Raw genomic sequence first — 18031 nt, forward strand, 5'->3', positions numbered from 1 at the left:
GCTGCAGCAATCAGCTTCAGTAAGTCAAGTCAATCAGCATCAGTGAGCGCAAGTCAGTCAGCGTCAGCCAGCGCTAGCCAGTCAGCCTCAGTCAGCTCAAGCGAATCTGCCTCAGCAAGCGCGAGCCAATCCGCTTCAGTGAGCGCAAGTGAATCTGCGTCAGCCAGCTCGAGTCAGTCAGCCTCAGTAAGCGCAAGTGAGTCAGCATCAGCAAGTGCGAGCCAGTCTGCATCGGTAAGTTCGAGTCAGTCAGCCTCAGCCAGCGCTAGTCAGTCAGCATCGGTAAGTACAAGTCAATCAGCATCAGTAAGTGCCAGTCAATCGGCCTCAGCGAGTGCGAGCCAATCTGTATCGGTGAGCTCAAGCCAATCTGCTTCAGCTAGTGCCAGTCAATCCGCATCAGTGAGCGCAAGTGAGTCAGTATCAGTAAGTGCTAGTCAGTCAGCGTCAGTGAGCGCAAGTGAGTCCGCTTCAGTAAGTGCAAGTCAGTCAGCGTCCGTAAGCTCCAGCGAATCCGCCTCAGCTAGTGCCAGCCAATCTGCTTCAGTGAGCGCAAGCGAATCGGCATCAGTCAGCTCAAGTGAATCTGCTTCAGCAAGTTCGAGCCAATCTGCATCGGCAAGTTCGAGTCAGTCAGCGTCTGCAAGCTCCAGCGAATCCGCTTCATTGAGTGCCAGTCAATCAGCCTCAGTAAGCTCCAGCGAATCGGCATCAGTTAGCTCAAGTCAGTCAGCTTCAGCGAGTGCAAGTGAGTCAGCCTCAGCGAGCGCGAGTCAGTCAGCGTCATTGAGCGCGAGCCAGTCAGCTTCAGTAAGTTCAAGCGAATCGGCCTCAGTAAGCTCAAGCCAATCTGTATCGGTTAGTGCTAGCCAATCGGCGTCTGTAAGCTCAAGCCAATCAGCCTCAGTCAGCGCAAGCGAATCCGCTTCAGCCAGCGCAAGTGAGTCAGCCTCAGCGAGCGCGAGTGAATCTGCATCAGTAAGCTCGAGCCAATCAGCCTCAGTAAGTTCGAGTCAATCTGTGTCAGTGAGCACAAGCGAATCCTCTTCAACAAGTACTTCAACTTCTGCAAGTATGCTAGCGGACGAGTTGGCGTTGGAAAGTGCTTCGATCTCAACAAGTACTTCATTGAGCGAATCTACTTCAACGAGCGCATCACTCTCAGCTAGCATGTTAGCCAGTGAATCGACTCTAGCAAGTACTTCGGTTTCAGCAAGTGTGTCAGTGAGCGAGTCTACGTCGATTAGCGCTAGTCTCTCGACTTCAGATTCTATTAGTAGATCTGCGTCAGCAAGTGCTCTGGTATCTACTTCAGCAAGCACCTCTCTCTCAATGGCAAACATTGCAAGCCAAGGTCAATCCGCTTCAAGCAAGCCGAAACAAGTCTTGCCAAATACAGGAGCGTCGACTTCGGTAGCATCTGCTTTGTTGGGAGCATTGGCAGCTGTGACAGGTATCGGTCTTCTTGCCAAGAAGGATCAGAATGACGATCAAGAAAGTCATTGATAAGATATAAAAATCAATGAATAAATAGTAAAATGGAAAACCTTTGAAAACTTGATTTTTCAAAGGTTTTTTCTATATGTGAGAAGGGGAAAATCCTCTTTTGAGTTTGAAATAAACTAGGGGAAAAGGTATAATAGGAAGGTGAGATAATCATCGAAAAAATCAGAACTATAGTAGTAGAAAAGTAGCCAAAAGAATGTGAAGAGAAAAGGGGACGAAATGAAAAAAGAGCTTCAAAAAGCCATTGTACTCGGTGGTGATAATGCTTATATGGACAAGATTGAGACAACAATCAAGTCAATCTGCGCCCATAACCGAGCAGTGACTTTTTATGTTTTCAATGATGATTTGCCATCTGAATGGTTTCAGCTCATGGAGAGACGTCTAGAGCCTCTAGCCTCAAAAATCGTCAATGTCAAGATTAGTCATCAAGGTTTGAAAGAGTATAGTTTACCACTAGCTCACTTAAGTTATGCAACTTTCTTTCGTTATTTTATTCCTCAGTATGTCAGCGAAGACCTAGCCTTGTACTTGGATTCGGATATCATCGTTAGATCAAACCTGGATCAACTCTTTTTAGAAGATATGGCGGACTGGCCAGTAGCTGCTGTCGCAGATGCCTTAGTTCCTAGCACTTTTAATGCAGGTGTCTTACTGATTAATGTGGCTCTCTGGCGTCAAGAAAAGGTGACGGAGCACTTGTTGAGCCTGACAGACCAACTGCATGACCAAGTTTTTGGTGATCAGGGCGTGTTAAATCACCTCTTTGAAAGTCGTTGGAAATCGCTGCTAGCTACCTATAATTTTATGGTTGGTATGGATACAGTGGCTCGAAATTACCAGATGGATTCTTGGTATACGGATTCTCTTGCTACTGAGAAGACAGCCCAGATTATCCATTATACCGGGGACAAGCCTTGGTATCAAATCAACCTCAACCGTTTCAGGGAGGACTGGTGGTTTTACTACGGACTAGAGTGGTCTGATATTGTCATGAAAAAATGTGATTTCCATAAAGGATTGGCATCTTTAGTTCAAGCTCCCCAGTATGCGACCGCTATTTTTACCAATACGTGTCACATAGAGCAAATCGAACACCTGATCCAAGAATTGCCCGATGTAGAGTTCTCTATCCTAGCTCATACCAATTTTGCGCCGGAAATCATGAACTTACAATCACATCTGAATGTACGCCTCTATCCTTACTTTAATCCCATGAATGTCAAAAAGGTCTTGGAAAAGATTGACTTTTACTTGGACATCAATCATGAGGATGAAATTGCAAACATTATCCAAGAGGTACAGCAAAGAGAAATCCCTATATTTGCTTTTGAGACCACTAGTCATGACTCGAGTGGCTACAGTCATGTCTACTCACCAGCAGCCGTAGGTCAAATGATCGAGTCTATCCGTACGCTTTTGGAATCACAGAAGCAGTCGTTGTAAACTGAAGGAAACTAAATGAAAAAAACAATTGTTCTCGCAGGAGATTATGCCTATATCCGCCAGATTGAAACAGCGCTCAAGTCTCTCTGCTATCATAATAGCCATGTCAAGGTCTATATCTTTAATCAGGATATTCCCCAGGAGTGGTTCCGTGCTCTCAGACCGATAGTAGAGCAGATGGGCGGTGAGTTGGTGGATGTCAAGATGCTTGGCGCCCAGTTTCAGATGAACTGGAGCAACAAATTGCCCCATATCAATCACATGACCTTTGCCCGTTACTTTATCCCTGATTTTGTCGAAGAGGACAAGGTACTTTACTTGGACAGTGATTTGGTAGTAACGGCTGATCTGACGGCTCTCTTTGAAATGGACTTAGGAGAAAACTACCTGGCTGCAGCACCATCTTGTTTTGGAGTTGGGGTTGGCTTTAATGCAGGTGTACTCTTGATCAATAACAAAAAATGGCGGGCAGAAGCTGTGAGACAAGAGTTAGTTGAGTTGACGGAGCGGGAACACCAAAATGTGAGTGAAGGAGACCAGTCCATACTCAATATGCTCTTTCATGACAGCTATGCTCCTCTGGATCAGAACTATAATTTCCAGATTGGTTTTGACAGTGGGGCTGCCTCACATGGGCATGAGTTCATCTTCCAGATTCCCCTAGAGCCCCTGCCAGCCATCTTGCATTTCCTCTCTCAGGACAAACCTTGGAATACTCATTCGGTCGGGCGTTTGCGTGAGGTTTGGTGGCTCTATCATCTGATGGAGTGGTCTGCCATTACTGAAAAATGGCGTCAGGCCGGAATTGACTACCCAGTCACAGTCTATCAGCCAGTTATGACTTGTGTTAATTTGACCAATTCCTGGAATCTTGAGAAAATCGACTATCTGGTTCAAGCCTTGCCAGATGTGCATTTCTACATTGCAGCCTATACGACGATGGCACCGGAACTCATGCTCTTGTCACGTTTTGAAAATGTGACCCTCTATCCCAACACCTTCCCCCTCTTGGTCGAGAAACTGATCCAGCAGACAGATGTCTACCTCGATATTAACCACGATGACAAGCTGAGTGTTGTTTATGACTATATTTCACGCTTTGAGAAACCAATCTTGACTTTTGACAATACCCAGTCGCGGGAACTACCTGAAAGTGCCTATGCAGGTATTTTCTCAGCAGAAAGGCCAGAAGAAATGGTAGCAGCTCTGACAGCTTATCTGGACGAAAAACTCACGAAAACTGAGATAGAGATTTGAATGTGCTAAGATAAAAAGGCTGGATTGGCCCCGTGTGACAGGACAGAAAGATAAAAAGAAAAGGAGGAGCCAGTGAAAGAATTTCGTTCATCGATAGCAGTAAAAAAAGGGATGCACACCCTGTTTTTGCTCTTTATTTATGTGCTCGGGAGTCGTCTGGCTCTTCCTTTTGTTGATCTCAATAGTCGGGATTTTCTCGGGGGAAGCGTAGCCTATCTGGACTTTTCAGTAGCTCTGACTGGTGGAAATCTTCGCAGTCTCTCTCTCTTTTCCATCGGGCTTTCACCTTGGATGTCAGCTATGATCTTGTGGCAGATGTTTTCCTTTTCAAAGAAGCTGGGCTTAAACTCGGTTTCTTCGGAAGTTCAGGATAGACGGAAAATGTACTTGACGTTAGGGATTGCCTTGATTCAGGCCTTGGCCTTGACTACAAACCTCCCTGTCCAAGCTCCCTACAATCCCTTCTTGGTCTTTCTCCTCAATACCAGCCTTTTGGTTGCGGGGACCTTCTTCTTAGTTTGGCTGTCGGACATCAATGCGTCTATCGGAGTTGGAGGCCCTGTCGTCATTTTATTGGCAAGTATGGTGGCTTCACTCCCTCAGGACATCCTCCAATCGGTCCAAGTTCATAAGATCTCTCCTTGGCTGCTTTTCCTATTGGTAGTGCTTGGTGTCCTCTTTACCTATCTAGTCGTTCTCTTTTACCGAGCGCGATACCGCATCCCTATCAATAAAATCGGGCTTCATTCTCGCTTTAAACGCTATTCCTATCTGGAAATCATGCTCAATCCTGCAGGTGGCATGCCTTATATGTATGTGATGAGTCTCATGGGCTTGCCTTCTTATCTCTTGCTCTTGCTTCAACATCTGGATAAGGGTAATCCTCTCTACCCTGCCATACTGGAGCAGTATGCGATGGGGAAACCCTTGTGGATCTATGCTTATATCCTTATCCTCTTTGTCTTTAGCATTGCCTTTGCCTTTGTTAATGTGAGTGGTCAACAGATCGCAGATCGGATGAAGCAATCAGGAGATTACATCTACGGAGTCTATCCCGGTGAGGATACTAGTCGCTTTATCAACCGCTTGGTTCTACGATTTGCTCTGATAGGTGCAGTCTTTAACGTTACCTTGGCTGGACTTCCGATCTTGTTTGTCTTGAAGGATGAGAGTCTGTTAAAAGTCAGCATGATTCCTGGACTCTTTTTAATTTTGAGTGGTATGATTTTTACGATTCATGATGAATTGCAGGCGCTCAGACTAAATGAAAGGTATCAGCCACTATTCTAGGAGGTTTTGATGTATTACTTTATCCCAGCTTGGTATGGCAAGGAGCGTCCCTGGCATGCCGATTTGACACCTTGGTATTTTTCTCATTTTAAGCTAGAATTTGATGACACCTTCAATCAGATTCGTCTGATGCAACGCCAAGGGATTCCTGCACAGGTCCTCCTCATGTCCTATCAGCCTCATCTGCGCTATTTTCTCCATCGCCAAGGCATTTTAGAAGCACAGGTTTATTCCTTATTTGATGAATTGCAGGATTTTCATGAGATTCGACCGCAGGTCTTGCAGCTCAGAGATATTGAGTGGGATGAGGATTGCGACTTTGTTTACAGTCCCTTTACTATTCTGGTGCTGAAGGATGGCAAGCCCTATGCCCAGGTAGAGCATGGGATAGAAGGTTTTATCAGTACGATTCAGTATTTCAAGGAAGATGGGCTTTTGTCTGCCAACTACCTGATGGATGATCGGGGGCTGGTTTCTAGTGTGATTTACTACGAAGAGGGTCAGGCTCTCTACCAAGACTACCTCAATCCCAAGGGACTGTGGCAGTTTAGAGAGCACTTGCAAGATGGGGGCCGTATCGTGGTCAATCCTATCTTTGCTTTTCGCTTCCAAAAAGAGTCTTACCAAGATATGGGAGAATTGATTGCTGAGTTTTTTGAGAAGAAAATAGCTCAACTCCCTGAGGAAGAAGCGACCTATTTTCTGCCTGCTTGTGACCAGCATAATACCTTCCTTTTAGAACGATTGCCTCGTCAAAGCACCAAGGTTCTCAGCCTTTTTATCGGACGAAATCCTCAAGAGCAATTACCCCAACTGGCAAGTCTGCTGGATAAGGTGGACCTTGTTCTGGTCGACAGAGAGGACACCTTGCACTTGGCTCAGTCTGCCTTTCCAAATCAAGCAACGAAATTTCGTCATTTATCACCTTTTGATACCCGCTTGGAGCTGGGAAAGAGTCAGACTCGGAAGGAGTCGCTCCTCTACTATCAACTGGACTTTGAGCAGGGGATAGAGGACCAAGCGCTCTATCAGGTCTTGCATTTCCTTTCTGAAAACAAGGATACGGAGCTGGTTTTTGGAGCCTTTGCTGCTAATCAAGAAGAAATGAAGCAGCTGGAAACACGAGTTGCAGAGATGATTGCAGACCAGTTTCAAAGTCAGGAGCTAGAGAAGGAAGTTGATTACCAAGGAGCTGAAAATCCGCTTGAGGACAATCGCCACCAGGCCATGCGCTATTCATTTGTCAATATGAAGGATGAATCGGAGTTAATCAAGCAGCTGGAATTTGTTCGTTTGATTGTCGATTTGAACTGTCAGCCTCTTCTCTATACTCAGATAGCGGGGATTAGTGCTGGTATCCCTCAAATCAACAGGGTCAAAACAGAGTATGTCAGCCATCAGAAGAATGGCTATCTGTTGGAAAATATAGCTGATTTTGCTCAAGCGGCCCATTACTATCTCGATAGTCTGCAGGTGTGGAATGATGCTTTAATCCATTCCATTGAAAAGATAAAGGAACACACTGGGGAGCAATTCCTAATCAAACTAGAGAAGTGGTTGGAGGAGGTGACTCATGGAAAAGAAGTATAAAATCTTGCAAATCGGTCCAGAGGATTGGCGAGATGCACTTGCCCTACCAGCCCAACTAGACTGGTATCATGTTCCTCCCAACACACCGTCTGCCATCCAGAAAATCATGGATGAGAATGACCTAGATCACTTTCATGCTGTCATTCTCACGGATGGGGCTTACCTAGTAGATTTGTTGCCTTTTGCATCTAGCTTGGAACCCTATACGGTTTTCTATCCAGAACAGTTTGCAAGTCAGGATGAAAGTCTTCAAAACCTCATCAAACAGCACTGCATGCAAGCGATGGACCTGTCAGACCAACAGGGCTTTGTTCGAGACCTCTCCACCTCCCTCTTTGAAGGTGGTTATGGAGACAAGCTGAGTCCAGCTACGATACGAATTCACCCGAGATTCCAAGGATCTGTCTCCTATCAAGGATTTGAGTATCTGGAGCTGGAAGGAGACTTTGGCAAGACCTATACCCAGATAGTCTCTTGGGCCTACAATCAGACCGTCCAAGCCCATTCGCCAATCGAACTCTGGCTAGAATATGAAAAAACTGGACCCGTGGAATTGCGCCTGCGTTTGCGAAAGATCCCAGCAGGATCCATTTCAGAGATTAGACAGGACATTCTCCTTGAGGAAGCAGACTTTGCCTCAGCAATCATAGTGGAGCAAGACTATGATGCTTATCTGAGCGTTTCTCTTGAAGCGCGTGGTCAGGGAAAGGTCAACATCGGCAATCTCCACCAACGCTGGAGCCGGAAACAGTTTGGGAAATTTGTTATCGGAGGCAATATCCTGCATGACAAAAAACGTGAGGAAATCAACTATTTCTTTCACCCAGGGGATTTCAAGCCACCTCTAGCAGTTTATTTCTCAGGTTACCGTCCCGCAGAAGGTTTTGAGGGTTACTGGATGATGAAGAATCTCAGATGCCCCTTTCTCCTCTTTTCGGACCCTCGATTAGAAGGAGGAGCCTTTTACCTAGGAACTGAGGAGTTAGAAGACAGCATACAAGCAACGATTCAACACTATCTAGACTACCTAGGCTTGGATAGAAGTGACTTGATCCTATCTGGCCTGTCAATGGGAACCTTCCCAGCCCTCTATTATGGTTCCTACTTTGAACCCAAGGGAATCGTAGTCGGAAAACCCTTGACCAATCTAGGAACCATTGCACAGAGGGGGCGCCTAGAGGCGCCAGGAGTCTTTCCAACTAGCTTTGATGTCTTGCACCTTCAGACAGGAGGAGTGAGCCAGAAAGACATGAAGGACTTGGATCAACGTTTTTGGACTCGATTTGAAAAAGCTGATTTTTCCCAGACGACCTTCGGTCTTTCTTACATGAAGGACGAGGATATGGATAGTGCTGCCTATGACCAACTAGTGGAGACTCTTTGCCAGACAGGTGCCAAGATCTTGTCGAAAGGGACAGCAGGTCGACACAATGATGACACAGGGACAAACGTTGCCTGGTTTATTCATTTTTACAAGATGATACTAGAAGAATACGGAAGAGGTGAGACATGATTATCATCAAGAGAGAGGATATTAGGTGGGGCGAGATGGGAGCCACTTATCTTTACGGTAGCCAGATCACCTATCATGCAGATGGTCATGTTACACTGAAAAATCCTTTGCTGGCTTCAGGTGAAACCCTTAAAACCTGGTTTTCCAGTGTCAACTACCAGGCTACTAGAAGTCAGCCTAGCCTCCCTCTTCTTAAGAAAAATCACACCTACCGTCTATCTATGAAGATGCAGGTTCAACCGGCCAATGGCCTCTATCTCAAACTGACTTTTTTAAACCGTTATGAGGAAATCATCGAGGAGAAGATTGAAAGACAATTTTCTTTTAGCTTCACCTATCCTGAAGCGGCCTACACCTACCGCCTTTCCTTGATTAGCGCAGGTTTTGAGGATCTTGACTTTGTTTCGTTTTCTATTGAGGAGGATGCTGGTGTTTAATCGTTTGTATCAAGAAAGACAACTGAGAAAGGTCAAGAAACTTTTAAGCCAAATCAACGACCTCAAAGAAGAGATGGCTGCCCTCAGTGATGAGGAAATGGCTGCAAAGACAGAAGAGTTTCGCCAGCGCCTTGCCCAGGGAGAAACCGTGGATGAGCTATTGGTAGAAGCCTATGCCCTTGTCCGTGAGGCCGATAAAAGGGTCTTGGGTCTCTTTCCCTATGATGTGCAAGTCATGGGAGCCATTGTGATCCACCAAGGAAATGTGGCTGAGATGAATACGGGTGAAGGCAAGACCTTGACTGCAACCATGCCCCTCTACCTCAATGCCCTAACGGGAAAAGGCAGCATGCTGGTCACGACCAATGACTATCTGGCTAGACGGGATGCAAGTGAAATGGGTCCGGTCTACCAATTTTTAGGTCTAACTGTCGGTCTGCCCTTTTCAGAGGATCCAAAAGAGGACTTGACTGCCGAAGAGAAAAGAAAGATCTACACCTCGGACATCGTCTACACGACCAATAGTGTACTGGGATTTGACTATCTCAATGACAATCTTTCCTCCACTAGTGAAGGAAAGTTCCTGCCTCCCTTTAACTATGTCATCATTGATGAAATCGATGACATTCTACTCGATAGTGCCCAAACTCCCTTGATTATCGCAGGCTCTCCCCGTGTCCAGTCTAACTATTATGGGATGATTGATACCCTAGTGACGACCTTGGTTGAAGGAGAAGACTACATCTACAAGGAAGAAAAAGAGCAGGTTTGGTTGATCCGAAAGGGGGCCCAGACGGTTGAAGGATTCCTAGGAATCGATCATCTTTATAAGGAAGAGTACTCCAGTTATGTTCGACATCTAGTCTATGCGCTCAGAGCTCATACGCTCTTTACCAAGGACAAGGATTACCTGGTTCGAGGGCAAGAGATGGTCTTGTTAGACAAGGGAACAGGTCGCCTGATGGAAATGACCAAACTTCAAGGCGGTCTCCACCAAGCCATCGAAGCCAAGGAACATGTGAAGCTCTCTCCTGAGACCAGAGCCATGGCTTCAATCACCTACCAGAGTCTCTTTAAAATGTTTCGCAAAATCTCAGGTATGACAGGAACGGGAAAGGTAGCAGAAAAAGAATTTTTCGAAACCTACAACATGGCCGTCATTCGCATCCCGACCAATCGCCCACTTAGGCGAATGGACTATCCGGACAATCTCTATGTGACCCTCCCTGAGAAAGTGTATGCCTCTCTCGAAGCTATCAAGACCTACCACGCCAAAGGCAATCCACTCCTGATCTTTGTCGGATCTGTTGAAATGTCCCAACTTTACTCGTCCTTGCTCTTGCGAGAGGGGATTTCCCACAATGTCCTCAATGCCAATCATGCGGCGCGTGAAGCCCAGATCATCGCAGAGTCTGGACAGATGGGGGCAGTGACCGTTGCGACTTCTATGGCAGGTCGCGGGACAGATATCAAACTCGGTCCAGGAGTCGCAGAATTGGGCGGTTTGATTGTGATCGGTACCGAGCGAATGGAGAGCCGACGGATTGACCTGCAAATCAGAGGTCGTTCCGGCCGCCAGGGCGATCCAGGCATGTCTCAATTTTTCGTGTCGCTTGAAGATGATGTGATCAAAAAGTTCGGACCGTCTTGGGTTCACGACCTGTATCAAGACTACCAAGTGGAAGATATCAGCAAACCTATTCTACTCAAGGCTCGCAAGTACCGCAATCTCGTCAGAAAAGCCCAAGAGGCTAGTGATAGTGCCAGTCGCTCTGCACGCAGACAAACCTTAGAGTATGCGGAAAGCGTCAATATCCAGCGTCAGATGGTCTACAAAGAAAGAGATCGTTTGCTGGATGGAAGCCGTGATTTAGAGCATATCCTTGAGGACATACTGGCAGACTATACCAAACAAATCTCAGAAAAAACCTATAGCAGTCCCCAAGAGCTCTTTCACTTCATCGTAACAAATATTAGCTTTGGGATGAGAGAATTACCGGCTGATCTGGATTTAGCTGATGCAGATCAGATTCGGGAGTTACTAGAGAAAATAATAGCCAAGGAAATCGCAGCTAAAAAAGAAGTCCTCCAACCTCACCAGCTCTATGACTCCTTTCTGAGAATATCCATGCTCAAGGCGATTGATGACAACTGGGTTGAGCAAGTCGACTATCTCCAACAGCTCAGTCTAGCAATCGGAAGTCAGTCTGCTTCTCAAAAGAACCCTATCGTGGAGTACTATCAGGAGGCCTATGCAGGCTTTGAAATCATGAAGCAACAAATCCGTACAGATATGGTACGCAATCTTCTCATGGGGATTGTGGAAGTAACGCCCAAAGGTGAGATTCTCACCCATTTTCCATAAAAAGAGGATCATATGACAATTTACAATATAAATCTAGGAATAGGTTGGGCGAGCAGTGGTGTCGAGTATGCCCAGGCCTACCGAGCAGGGATTTTTAGAAGTTTAGACCTAGCATCTAAGTTTATCTTTACCGACTTGATTTTAGCAGACAATATCCAGCACTTAACGGCCAATATCGGCTTTGCGGATGATCAGGTAATCTGGCTTTACAATCATTTTACAGATATCAAGCTAGCACCGACCAGTGTTACAGTTGATGAGGTCTTGGCCTCTTTTGGTGGCCTAGAGAGTCATAGGGAGCAGGATGGCAAGGTCTTGCGCGTCTACTTTTCAGACGAGGACAAGTTTGTGACCTGCTACTTGGTAGACTCGGCTAAGAATCTAGTACAACATGCAGAGTATGTGTTTGGGGGGAACTTGATTCGCAAGGATTATTTCTCCTACACACGCTACTGTACAGAATATTTCGCGCCTAAAGACCAAGTGGCTAGATTCTATCAACGAAGCTTTTTCAATGAAGACGGCAGCACCGCTTACGATATCTTGCTGACTGAAGGTCAGGAAGAGGTCTATAGATTTAAGGACCGGATTCTGTACGGAAAGCCAGCCCTTATGCGCTATTTTATGCAAAGTTTGAACTTGAGCAAGTCTGATTTGGTCATCTTGGACAGGGAAACAGGGATTGGTCAGGCTGTTTTTGAAGAAGCACAAAAGGCCCATCTAGCAGTTGTCGTTCACGCAGAGCACTATAGTGAAAATGCTAGCAACGAAGACTATCTCCTTTGGAATAACTACTATGAGTATCAATTTACAAATGCGGACAAGGTCGATTGCTTTATCGTTTCCACGGATCGGCAGAAGGAGATTCTCGAAGGTCAATTTGCCCAGTACAGTCAGCATCGTCCACGAATCGTCACGATTCCAGTTGGGAGCATTGATCAGTTGACGAAGCCTGCTAGGGAACGAAAGCCCTTTTCTCTCATTACCGCTTCGCGTTTGGCCAAGGAAAAACACATCGACTGGCTCGTCAAGGCGGTTATCCAAGCGCATCAAGTCCTCCCTGAGCTCACCTTTGACATTTATGGCAGTGGAGGTGAGGAGTCCCTTTTAAGGGAAATCATCACGGCTCACCAAGCGGAGAACTATATCCAGCTCAAGGGGCATGCAGACCTGGCTCAGATCTATCCCCAGTATGAGGTCTATCTGACAGCCTCAACCAGTGAAGGCTTTGGTCTGACCTTGATGGAGGCAGTTGGTTCAGGCTTGCCCCTGATTGGTTTTGATGTGCCTTATGGAAACCAGACCTTTATCCAGGACGGTCAAAATGGCTACTTGATTCTAAGTTCGGATGACCATGTTGAAACGGCGATTAAAAGGGCCTTTGCAGAAAAGATCTGCCAGCTCTATCAGGAAAATCATTTGCCAGCTATGCGGACAGCATCTTATGAGCTAGCTAGAGGATTTTTAACAGATAAGGTAAGGGACAAGTGGGAGAAAACGATAGAGGAGGTCCTGCATGATTCAACTATTTGATCGATATGGCCAGGAAAGTCGAGATTTGCACGAAAGTCTAGAAACTGCTGGTCTGTCTCATGTCACGGTTGTGATCGAGCCAGATGGCTTTCTCCCAGATGGGATTCTTTCTCCCTTTACCTACTATCTAGGTTACGAGTCGGGAAAAGCTCTTTATTTCAATCAAGTAGCCGTACCTGAGTTTTGGGAGATTGCGGGAAATAACCAGTCGGCGCATATCTTAGAGGATTCTCGGGAGAGGGGCGTGATTCACTATGTGGAGGCTCCTCAGGCCCGTTTGGTAAAGCAAGTCGACTGGAAGGACCTATCCGGTCGCATCTACCAAGCAGACCACTATAACCGATACGGAGCCTGCTTTGCCAAGACCACCTATAGTGCAGATGGGCAGGCTATCCTAACAAAGTACCAGGATGCAAAGGGACAGGAAATTGTCCTAGAAAACCATGTGACAGGCGATATCCTCCTAACCTTGCCCGGACAAGCCCTGCGCCATTTTAAAAATCGAGTAGAATTCACGATTTTCTTTTTGCAAGACTTGGGAATCGACACTCGCCACCTTCTCTTTAATACTCTAGCCACCTCTTTCTTGGTCTCATACCATTATCCAGATAAGACTGGACGGGATATTTTAGTCTGGCAAGAACCGCTAGATGATTGTCTTCCTGGAAATATGCAGTTGCTACTGGAGCAAGAGGGGCTGAGAGCTAAGCAGATCCTCATACCAGACAAGGCTACCTATGAACAGGCCTTGGCCTTGGCCAATCCAGCCTATCATGACAAGTTTGCCCATCTAGGTTATCATTATCAGTTCAAAAGAGAAAACTTCGTTCGAGCAGATGCCTTGATTGTTACCAACTCAGATCAGATCGAGCATATCGAAACCCTGATTGAGTCCTTGCCAATGGTGACCTTCCGAATCGCGGCAGTGACTGAGATGTCGTCCAAGTTGCTGACCTTGCTTTCTTATCCCAATGTCGTTCTCTATCAAAACGCTAGTCCGCAAAAGATTCGAGAACTCTACCAGCTGTCGGATCTCTATCTAGACATCAATTACGGAAACGAGCTTTTGGATGCTGTCCGTCAAGCCTTCGAGCACAATATGCTCATCCTAGCCTTTGACCAAACAGCTCATAACAGACCTTACACAGCTCCAGAACACCTCTTTGATGTCCAGGCTGTTGGAGACATGATTGCGAAGATTCAAGAAGCTCTCAGCAGTCTTGACAAGATGGGCCAATCCCTTGGACATCAAGGCCGCCATGCCAACTATGTGGACTTGGCTACTTACCAAGAGAGGATGGAAAGGATAATAGGGGATGGGCATGACTAAAAAAGATTTATTTTACAAGGATGTCGAAGGACGCATGGAAGAGTTAAAGCAAGGAGCGCTTAAGAAAGAAAAGCCTACCCGAGGAGAAAAGATCAGTAAAACTTTCTCCATTTTACTCGGCATGCTCATCCTTCTTACCCTGATCTTTACATTATTAGGAATCTTGAGGTGAAAATGATGGAAGTTTTGATGCTTATAGGAATAATCCTAGCCGTCGCCTTAATTGTCCTGGTTCTCATCCAACCTCGCCAAAGCCAACTCTTTTCCATGGATGCGACCAGCAATATCGGAAAACCAGGCTACTGGCAGAATAACCGCTTGGTAAAAATGGTGACCCTCTTGATTAGCCTAGCCTTGTTTGTCTTGCTCCTCGTTTTTATGATGGTGACCTATCAGTAAGAACGCGGTACCATTCACAGATAGAGGATACTAGAGACGGGGAAAATACATCTAAACCGGAGGAACATATGGAAAACCAGATTAATGAGAAAATTATCGAAATCGTACATCAAGTCAACGATATGATTCCAGTTGAGTGGGATGATTTGTATCCCTTATACCAAGCAGGCTACATTCCTTGCGGATATGCGGGTGGACAATATAAAGTCTTCTAGCTTGGATTGTTATGAAAGTCAATCAGACTGTTGAGATATTCTGTGAATTTTAAAATATGGCTAGTCGTGATAGGGATTCAGGTTCTACAGAAAATATCCCTGTCTTGATGATTCTAAGGGGAATGGTCAAATAATTTCCCTCCAAATACAAAACACAAGAACCTCAGAGGAATTCTCTGAGGTTCTTTGCGTTTTAGTTTCCATATTTCTGGTAAAAATCAACCTTGACCTGGATAAAGGTTTCGGCTTCGCGTAGTAGTTGCAGGAGGGTAGCACGGGTTTCAAACTCCTCACGTGTTTTCGGGAGACTCCGATTGCGAAAGACTTGCAGATAGCGTTCGATGTCATCAAGTAGATCATGAGCAGGATTGGTCTGGCTTAGCTGGGCAGCAATCTTTGAAAAGAGCTGGGCCAAGATCAAACTCTCACTGGCGGCCAGATGACAGGTATTGATCTGCTGGGCCATATTTCGCAGGATACGACTTTGTCGCTGTCTCATCTCAAAGTAGTGGATGTGGTAGTCCGTCTGGTGAAAGAGGTGGTCCGAGTGATCCAAATAAACCAGTTTGAAAGCTTCATCGAGGAGCTTATCTAATTGGTCAACGAGTTGGGCTTGATTGCGCCCGTCTCCTCTTGACAGATAGTATTTAAAGCGAAGCAGGATGTCTTTTAATTTTTCTTCGACCTGAAGGTGGTAGCTTTGGATGGCTTTCTCACGAGAGGGCATGTAAAGGTTGACCAATAGGGCAAAGCTTGTCCCGATGAGAAAGAGGAGTACTTCATTAAGCAAGAGATCTGGGGAAGTAGACTCCTGTACCAAGAGATGACCGACCAAGACACTGCTAGGGGTGATGCCGATTTCCCAACCCATTTTATAGGCTAAAGGAACATAGAGAGCCAGATAGAGGCCCAGGCTCCAGATGTGAAAGCCTGTCAGCTGAAAGGCTAGAACACCGATAGCGAGCGCTAGAAGCATGGAAAAGAGGCGTTACGTGCTAATTTCAGCGTGCTTCTGCGCGTGTCGGAAAGGCTTAAGAGAGCGATAATTCCAGCTGAAACTGCTGATGATAAATTTAAAAAATAAGCGAGAAAACAAGCGAGACAGGTCGCTAAGATCAGTTTTGTCGTGCGTTGAGTGAGGGACATGAAAAATTTCCTAAACTAATAGAGTCAAGTGTTTAACGAGGAGTCAGAGACTAGGGGCGAAGTTTTCGGTTTGTAGCATACTCGGCAACCGCTGTAAAGAGGACATCTGTTGAAGAGTTCAGGGCTGTTTCACAGGAGTCTTGAACGACCCCAATCACAAATCCGACTCCGACAACCTGCATAGCCAAGTCGTTGGAAATCCCAAAGAGGCTACAAGCCACAGGAATGAGGAGAAGGGATCCCCCAGCGATTCCAGAGGCCCCGCAGGCAGAAATGGCAGCCACTACACTGAGCACAAATGCTGTCCCAAAGTCTACCGAGATTCCGAGTGTGTTGACGGCAGCCAGGGTCAGGACATTTATGGTAACAGCAGCGCCAGCCATGTTGATGGTCGAACCAAGCGGGATGGAGACAGAGTAGGTGTCAAGATTCAGTCCCAAATCTTGGCAGAGTTTCATATTGACAGGGATATTGGCGGCAGAGCTACGAGTGAAAAAGGCTGTAATACCACTGATACGTAGGCATTTCAAAACAAGGGGATAGGGATTTTTCCTCATAAAGAGAAAGGCGATGAGTGGGTTGATGATGAGAGCAACAAAGGCCATGGTAGTAATCAAAAGTCCTAGGAGGACACCATAGTTAGCCAGACTGGCAATACCCTTATCAGAGATGGTCTTGAACACCAAGCCTAAAATCCCAAAGGAAGCTAGGTTGATAATCCATTCGACAATTTTAGAGGTGACATCTGCCATGGTTTTCAGTAATTCTTTACTGTGTTTACTTGCCTCTCTCATAGCCAGACCAAAGACGACTGCCCAAGAGAGAATCCCGATATAGTTGGCTTCAACAATAGTATTCAAGGGATTATCCACCAGTTTGAGCAAGAGGTTGCTGAGGACTTGACCGATACCGTCAGGAGCAGCAACTTCTGTATTTGCACTGGTCAGGGTGATTTGCACAGGCAGTAAGAAACTAGCTAGAACGGCTACCAATGCAGCAGCAAAGGTTCCAAGCAAGTATAGGAAAATAACTGTCTTCATATTGGTGTTTTGTCCCTTTTGGTGTTGAGAAAGGTCATTGGCAACAAGGGCAAAAACTAGAATAGGAGCGATGGCCTTCAGTCCGCCTACAAAGAGATCTCCAAGCAGACCGATTCCTGTAAGGTTTGGAAAGAGCATCCCCAATGTCGCTCCAAAAATCATTCCAATAAGGATTCGTTTGATGAGGCTTGCCTTGGTCCAGGCTCTAATGATTCGTTTCATATCAGTCTCCTTCAAAATGTATTGTTTATAATTATAGTATAAATATGCTATAGAGGCAAGTGATATTTTGAAAACGGAGATGATAATTGAATAATTATGAAAGAAAAGAGAAGGACGATTTTATGGTATAATAGGAAAAAGGAGTTTTATATGCAAGATTTTTTTCAACGCTATTTTGATAAACTTGATTTAACAACCATGTTAGAGAATCTCTTGACCAAGGTGATTTCTCTTTTGATTTTGTTTTTACTATTTTATATAGCTAAAAAGATGCTTCATGCGACTGTACGAAAGATTGTCAAGCCCTCGCTTAAATTTTCAAATCGAGATGCAGGAAGACAAAAGACCATCTCGCGTTTGCTGGAGAATGTCTTTAACTACATTCTTTATTTCTTTTTGATCTACTGCATCCTGTCTATTTTAGGTTTGCCGGTTTCTAGCCTCCTTGCTGGTGCGGGGATTGCTGGGGTGGCTATTGGTATGGGGGCGCAAGGCTTTCTATCCGATGTCATCAATGGCTTTTTCATCCTTTTTGAACGCCAGCTTGATGTGGGTGATGAAGTGGTTCTGACAAATGGACCGATTACCGTTTCTGGAAAGGTCGTTAGCGTAGGGATCCGTACAACACAACTGCGAGGTGATGATCAAGCTCTTCACTTTGTTCCTAACCGCAATATTACCGTTGTTAGTAATTTATCCCGTACTGAATAGTCCGACTATTTTAGCAGATTTGTGGTACAAT

Annotated in this window: 14 protein-coding genes and 2 pseudogenes; 14 read left to right on the forward strand and 2 right to left on the reverse strand. The window is 45.7% G+C overall.

The features are described 5' to 3' along the window. From HMPREF1518_RS10460 to HMPREF1518_RS10860, 13 genes and pseudogenes are all read left to right on the forward strand, one after another. Positions 1 to 1506 (forward strand): LPXTG cell wall anchor domain-containing protein (locus tag HMPREF1518_RS10460; RefSeq protein WP_231458930.1); only part of this gene is annotated, 1506 nt, incomplete at its 5' end. Between the two features lie 219 nt (positions 1507 to 1725). Next, on the forward strand, positions 1726 to 2952 hold the full coding sequence (locus tag HMPREF1518_RS00135) for a glycosyltransferase (RefSeq protein WP_033583395.1): 1227 nt from the start codon (positions 1726 to 1728) through the stop codon (positions 2950 to 2952). A gap of 15 nt (positions 2953 to 2967) precedes the next feature. Next, positions 2968 to 4209, forward strand: a complete 1242-nt coding sequence (locus HMPREF1518_RS00140) for a glycosyltransferase (protein WP_033583396.1) — start codon at positions 2968 to 2970, stop codon at positions 4207 to 4209. Positions 4210 to 4281: 72 nt separating this feature from the next. Beyond that, a complete protein-coding gene (gene secY2 / locus HMPREF1518_RS00145; protein ID WP_033583397.1) occupies positions 4282 to 5499 on the forward strand; it encodes an accessory Sec system protein translocase subunit SecY2 in 1218 nt (405 codons plus the stop codon). Positions 5500 to 5508: 9 nt separating this feature from the next. Beyond that, the gene (gene asp1 / locus HMPREF1518_RS00150) at positions 5509 to 7089 is read left to right on the forward strand and encodes an accessory Sec system protein Asp1 (protein WP_033583398.1); all 1581 of its coding nucleotides are present in this window, start codon (positions 5509 to 5511) and stop codon (positions 7087 to 7089) included. Beyond that, entirely contained in the window at positions 7073 to 8602 is a 1530-nt protein-coding gene (gene asp2 / locus HMPREF1518_RS00155; protein WP_033583399.1) for an accessory Sec system protein Asp2, read from the forward strand. Before asp1 ends, asp2 begins: the two co-directional genes overlap by 17 nt. Next, a complete protein-coding gene (gene asp3, locus HMPREF1518_RS00160; RefSeq protein WP_033583400.1) occupies positions 8599 to 9039 on the forward strand; it encodes an accessory Sec system protein Asp3 in 441 nt (146 codons plus the stop codon). Before asp2 ends, asp3 begins: the two co-directional genes overlap by 4 nt. Beyond that, entirely contained in the window at positions 9032 to 11404 is a 2373-nt protein-coding gene (secA2, locus tag HMPREF1518_RS00165) for an accessory Sec system translocase SecA2 (protein WP_033583405.1), read from the forward strand. Before asp3 ends, secA2 begins: the two co-directional genes overlap by 8 nt. Positions 11405 to 11416: 12 nt before the next feature. Next, the gene (gene gtfA, locus HMPREF1518_RS00170) at positions 11417 to 12937 is read left to right on the forward strand and encodes an accessory Sec system glycosyltransferase GtfA (RefSeq protein ID WP_033583407.1); all 1521 of its coding nucleotides are present in this window, start codon (positions 11417 to 11419) and stop codon (positions 12935 to 12937) included. Then, complete coding sequence (gene gtfB, locus HMPREF1518_RS00175) at positions 12921 to 14267, forward strand: accessory Sec system glycosylation chaperone GtfB (protein WP_033583410.1); 1347 nt, start codon at positions 12921 to 12923, stop codon at positions 14265 to 14267. The genes gtfA and gtfB overlap by 17 nt, the downstream gene beginning before the upstream one ends. After that, a complete protein-coding gene (asp4, locus tag HMPREF1518_RS00180; RefSeq protein WP_033583412.1) occupies positions 14260 to 14439 on the forward strand; it encodes an accessory Sec system protein Asp4 in 180 nt (59 codons plus the stop codon). The genes gtfB and asp4 overlap by 8 nt, the downstream gene beginning before the upstream one ends. 2 nt (positions 14440 to 14441) lie before the next feature. After that, entirely contained in the window at positions 14442 to 14666 is a 225-nt protein-coding gene (gene asp5, locus HMPREF1518_RS00185) for an accessory Sec system protein Asp5 (protein WP_025169573.1), read from the forward strand. Positions 14667 to 14734: 68 nt separating this feature from the next. Beyond that, positions 14735 to 14818 (forward strand): annotated as a pseudogene (locus tag HMPREF1518_RS10860) (TIGR01741 family protein); the annotation flags it as partial. Between the two features lie 256 nt (positions 14819 to 15074). Here HMPREF1518_RS10860 and HMPREF1518_RS00190 read toward each other — a convergent pair. Further along, a pseudogene (locus HMPREF1518_RS00190) lies at positions 15075 to 16027 on the reverse strand (aromatic acid exporter family protein). A 50-nt stretch (positions 16028 to 16077) separates the two neighbouring features. After that, entirely contained in the window at positions 16078 to 17289 is a 1212-nt protein-coding gene (sstT, locus tag HMPREF1518_RS00195; RefSeq protein ID WP_033583413.1) for a serine/threonine transporter SstT, read from the reverse strand. Between the two features lie 150 nt (positions 17290 to 17439). On the opposite strand from sstT, the gene HMPREF1518_RS00200 reads away from it, so the two are divergent. Then, complete coding sequence (locus HMPREF1518_RS00200) at positions 17440 to 18000, forward strand: mechanosensitive ion channel family protein (protein WP_007517840.1); 561 nt, start codon at positions 17440 to 17442, stop codon at positions 17998 to 18000. Positions 18001 to 18031 lie beyond the last annotated feature (31 nt).

The organism is Streptococcus sp. SR1 (genome assembly GCF_000526075.1).
GTDB lineage: Bacteria > Bacillota > Bacilli > Lactobacillales > Streptococcaceae > Streptococcus > Streptococcus halitosis.

Excerpts from the sequence above, each read along its gene's own strand:
- HMPREF1518_RS00135 (WP_033583395.1), top strand. The coding sequence starts at position 1,726 with ATGAAAAAAGAGCTTCAAAAAGCCATTGTACTCGGTGGTGATAATGCT.
- HMPREF1518_RS00140 (WP_033583396.1), top strand. The coding sequence starts at position 2,968 with ATGAAAAAAACAATTGTTCTCGCAGGAGATTATGCCTATATCCGCCAG.
- asp1 (WP_033583398.1), top strand. The coding sequence starts at position 5,509 with ATGTATTACTTTATCCCAGCTTGGTATGGCAAGGAGCGTCCCTGGCAT.
- asp2 (WP_033583399.1), top strand. The coding sequence starts at position 7,073 with ATGGAAAAGAAGTATAAAATCTTGCAAATCGGTCCAGAGGATTGGCGA.
- asp3 (WP_033583400.1), top strand. The coding sequence starts at position 8,599 with ATGATTATCATCAAGAGAGAGGATATTAGGTGGGGCGAGATGGGAGCC.
- gtfA (WP_033583407.1), top strand. The coding sequence starts at position 11,417 with ATGACAATTTACAATATAAATCTAGGAATAGGTTGGGCGAGCAGTGGT.
- gtfB (WP_033583410.1), top strand. The coding sequence starts at position 12,921 with ATGATTCAACTATTTGATCGATATGGCCAGGAAAGTCGAGATTTGCAC.
- asp4 (WP_033583412.1), top strand. The coding sequence starts at position 14,260 with ATGACTAAAAAAGATTTATTTTACAAGGATGTCGAAGGACGCATGGAA.
- asp5 (WP_025169573.1), top strand. The coding sequence starts at position 14,442 with ATGATGGAAGTTTTGATGCTTATAGGAATAATCCTAGCCGTCGCCTTA.
- sstT (WP_033583413.1), bottom strand. The coding sequence starts at position 17,289 with ATGAAACGAATCATTAGAGCCTGGACCAAGGCAAGCCTCATCAAACGA.
- HMPREF1518_RS00200 (WP_007517840.1), top strand. The coding sequence starts at position 17,440 with ATGCAAGATTTTTTTCAACGCTATTTTGATAAACTTGATTTAACAACC.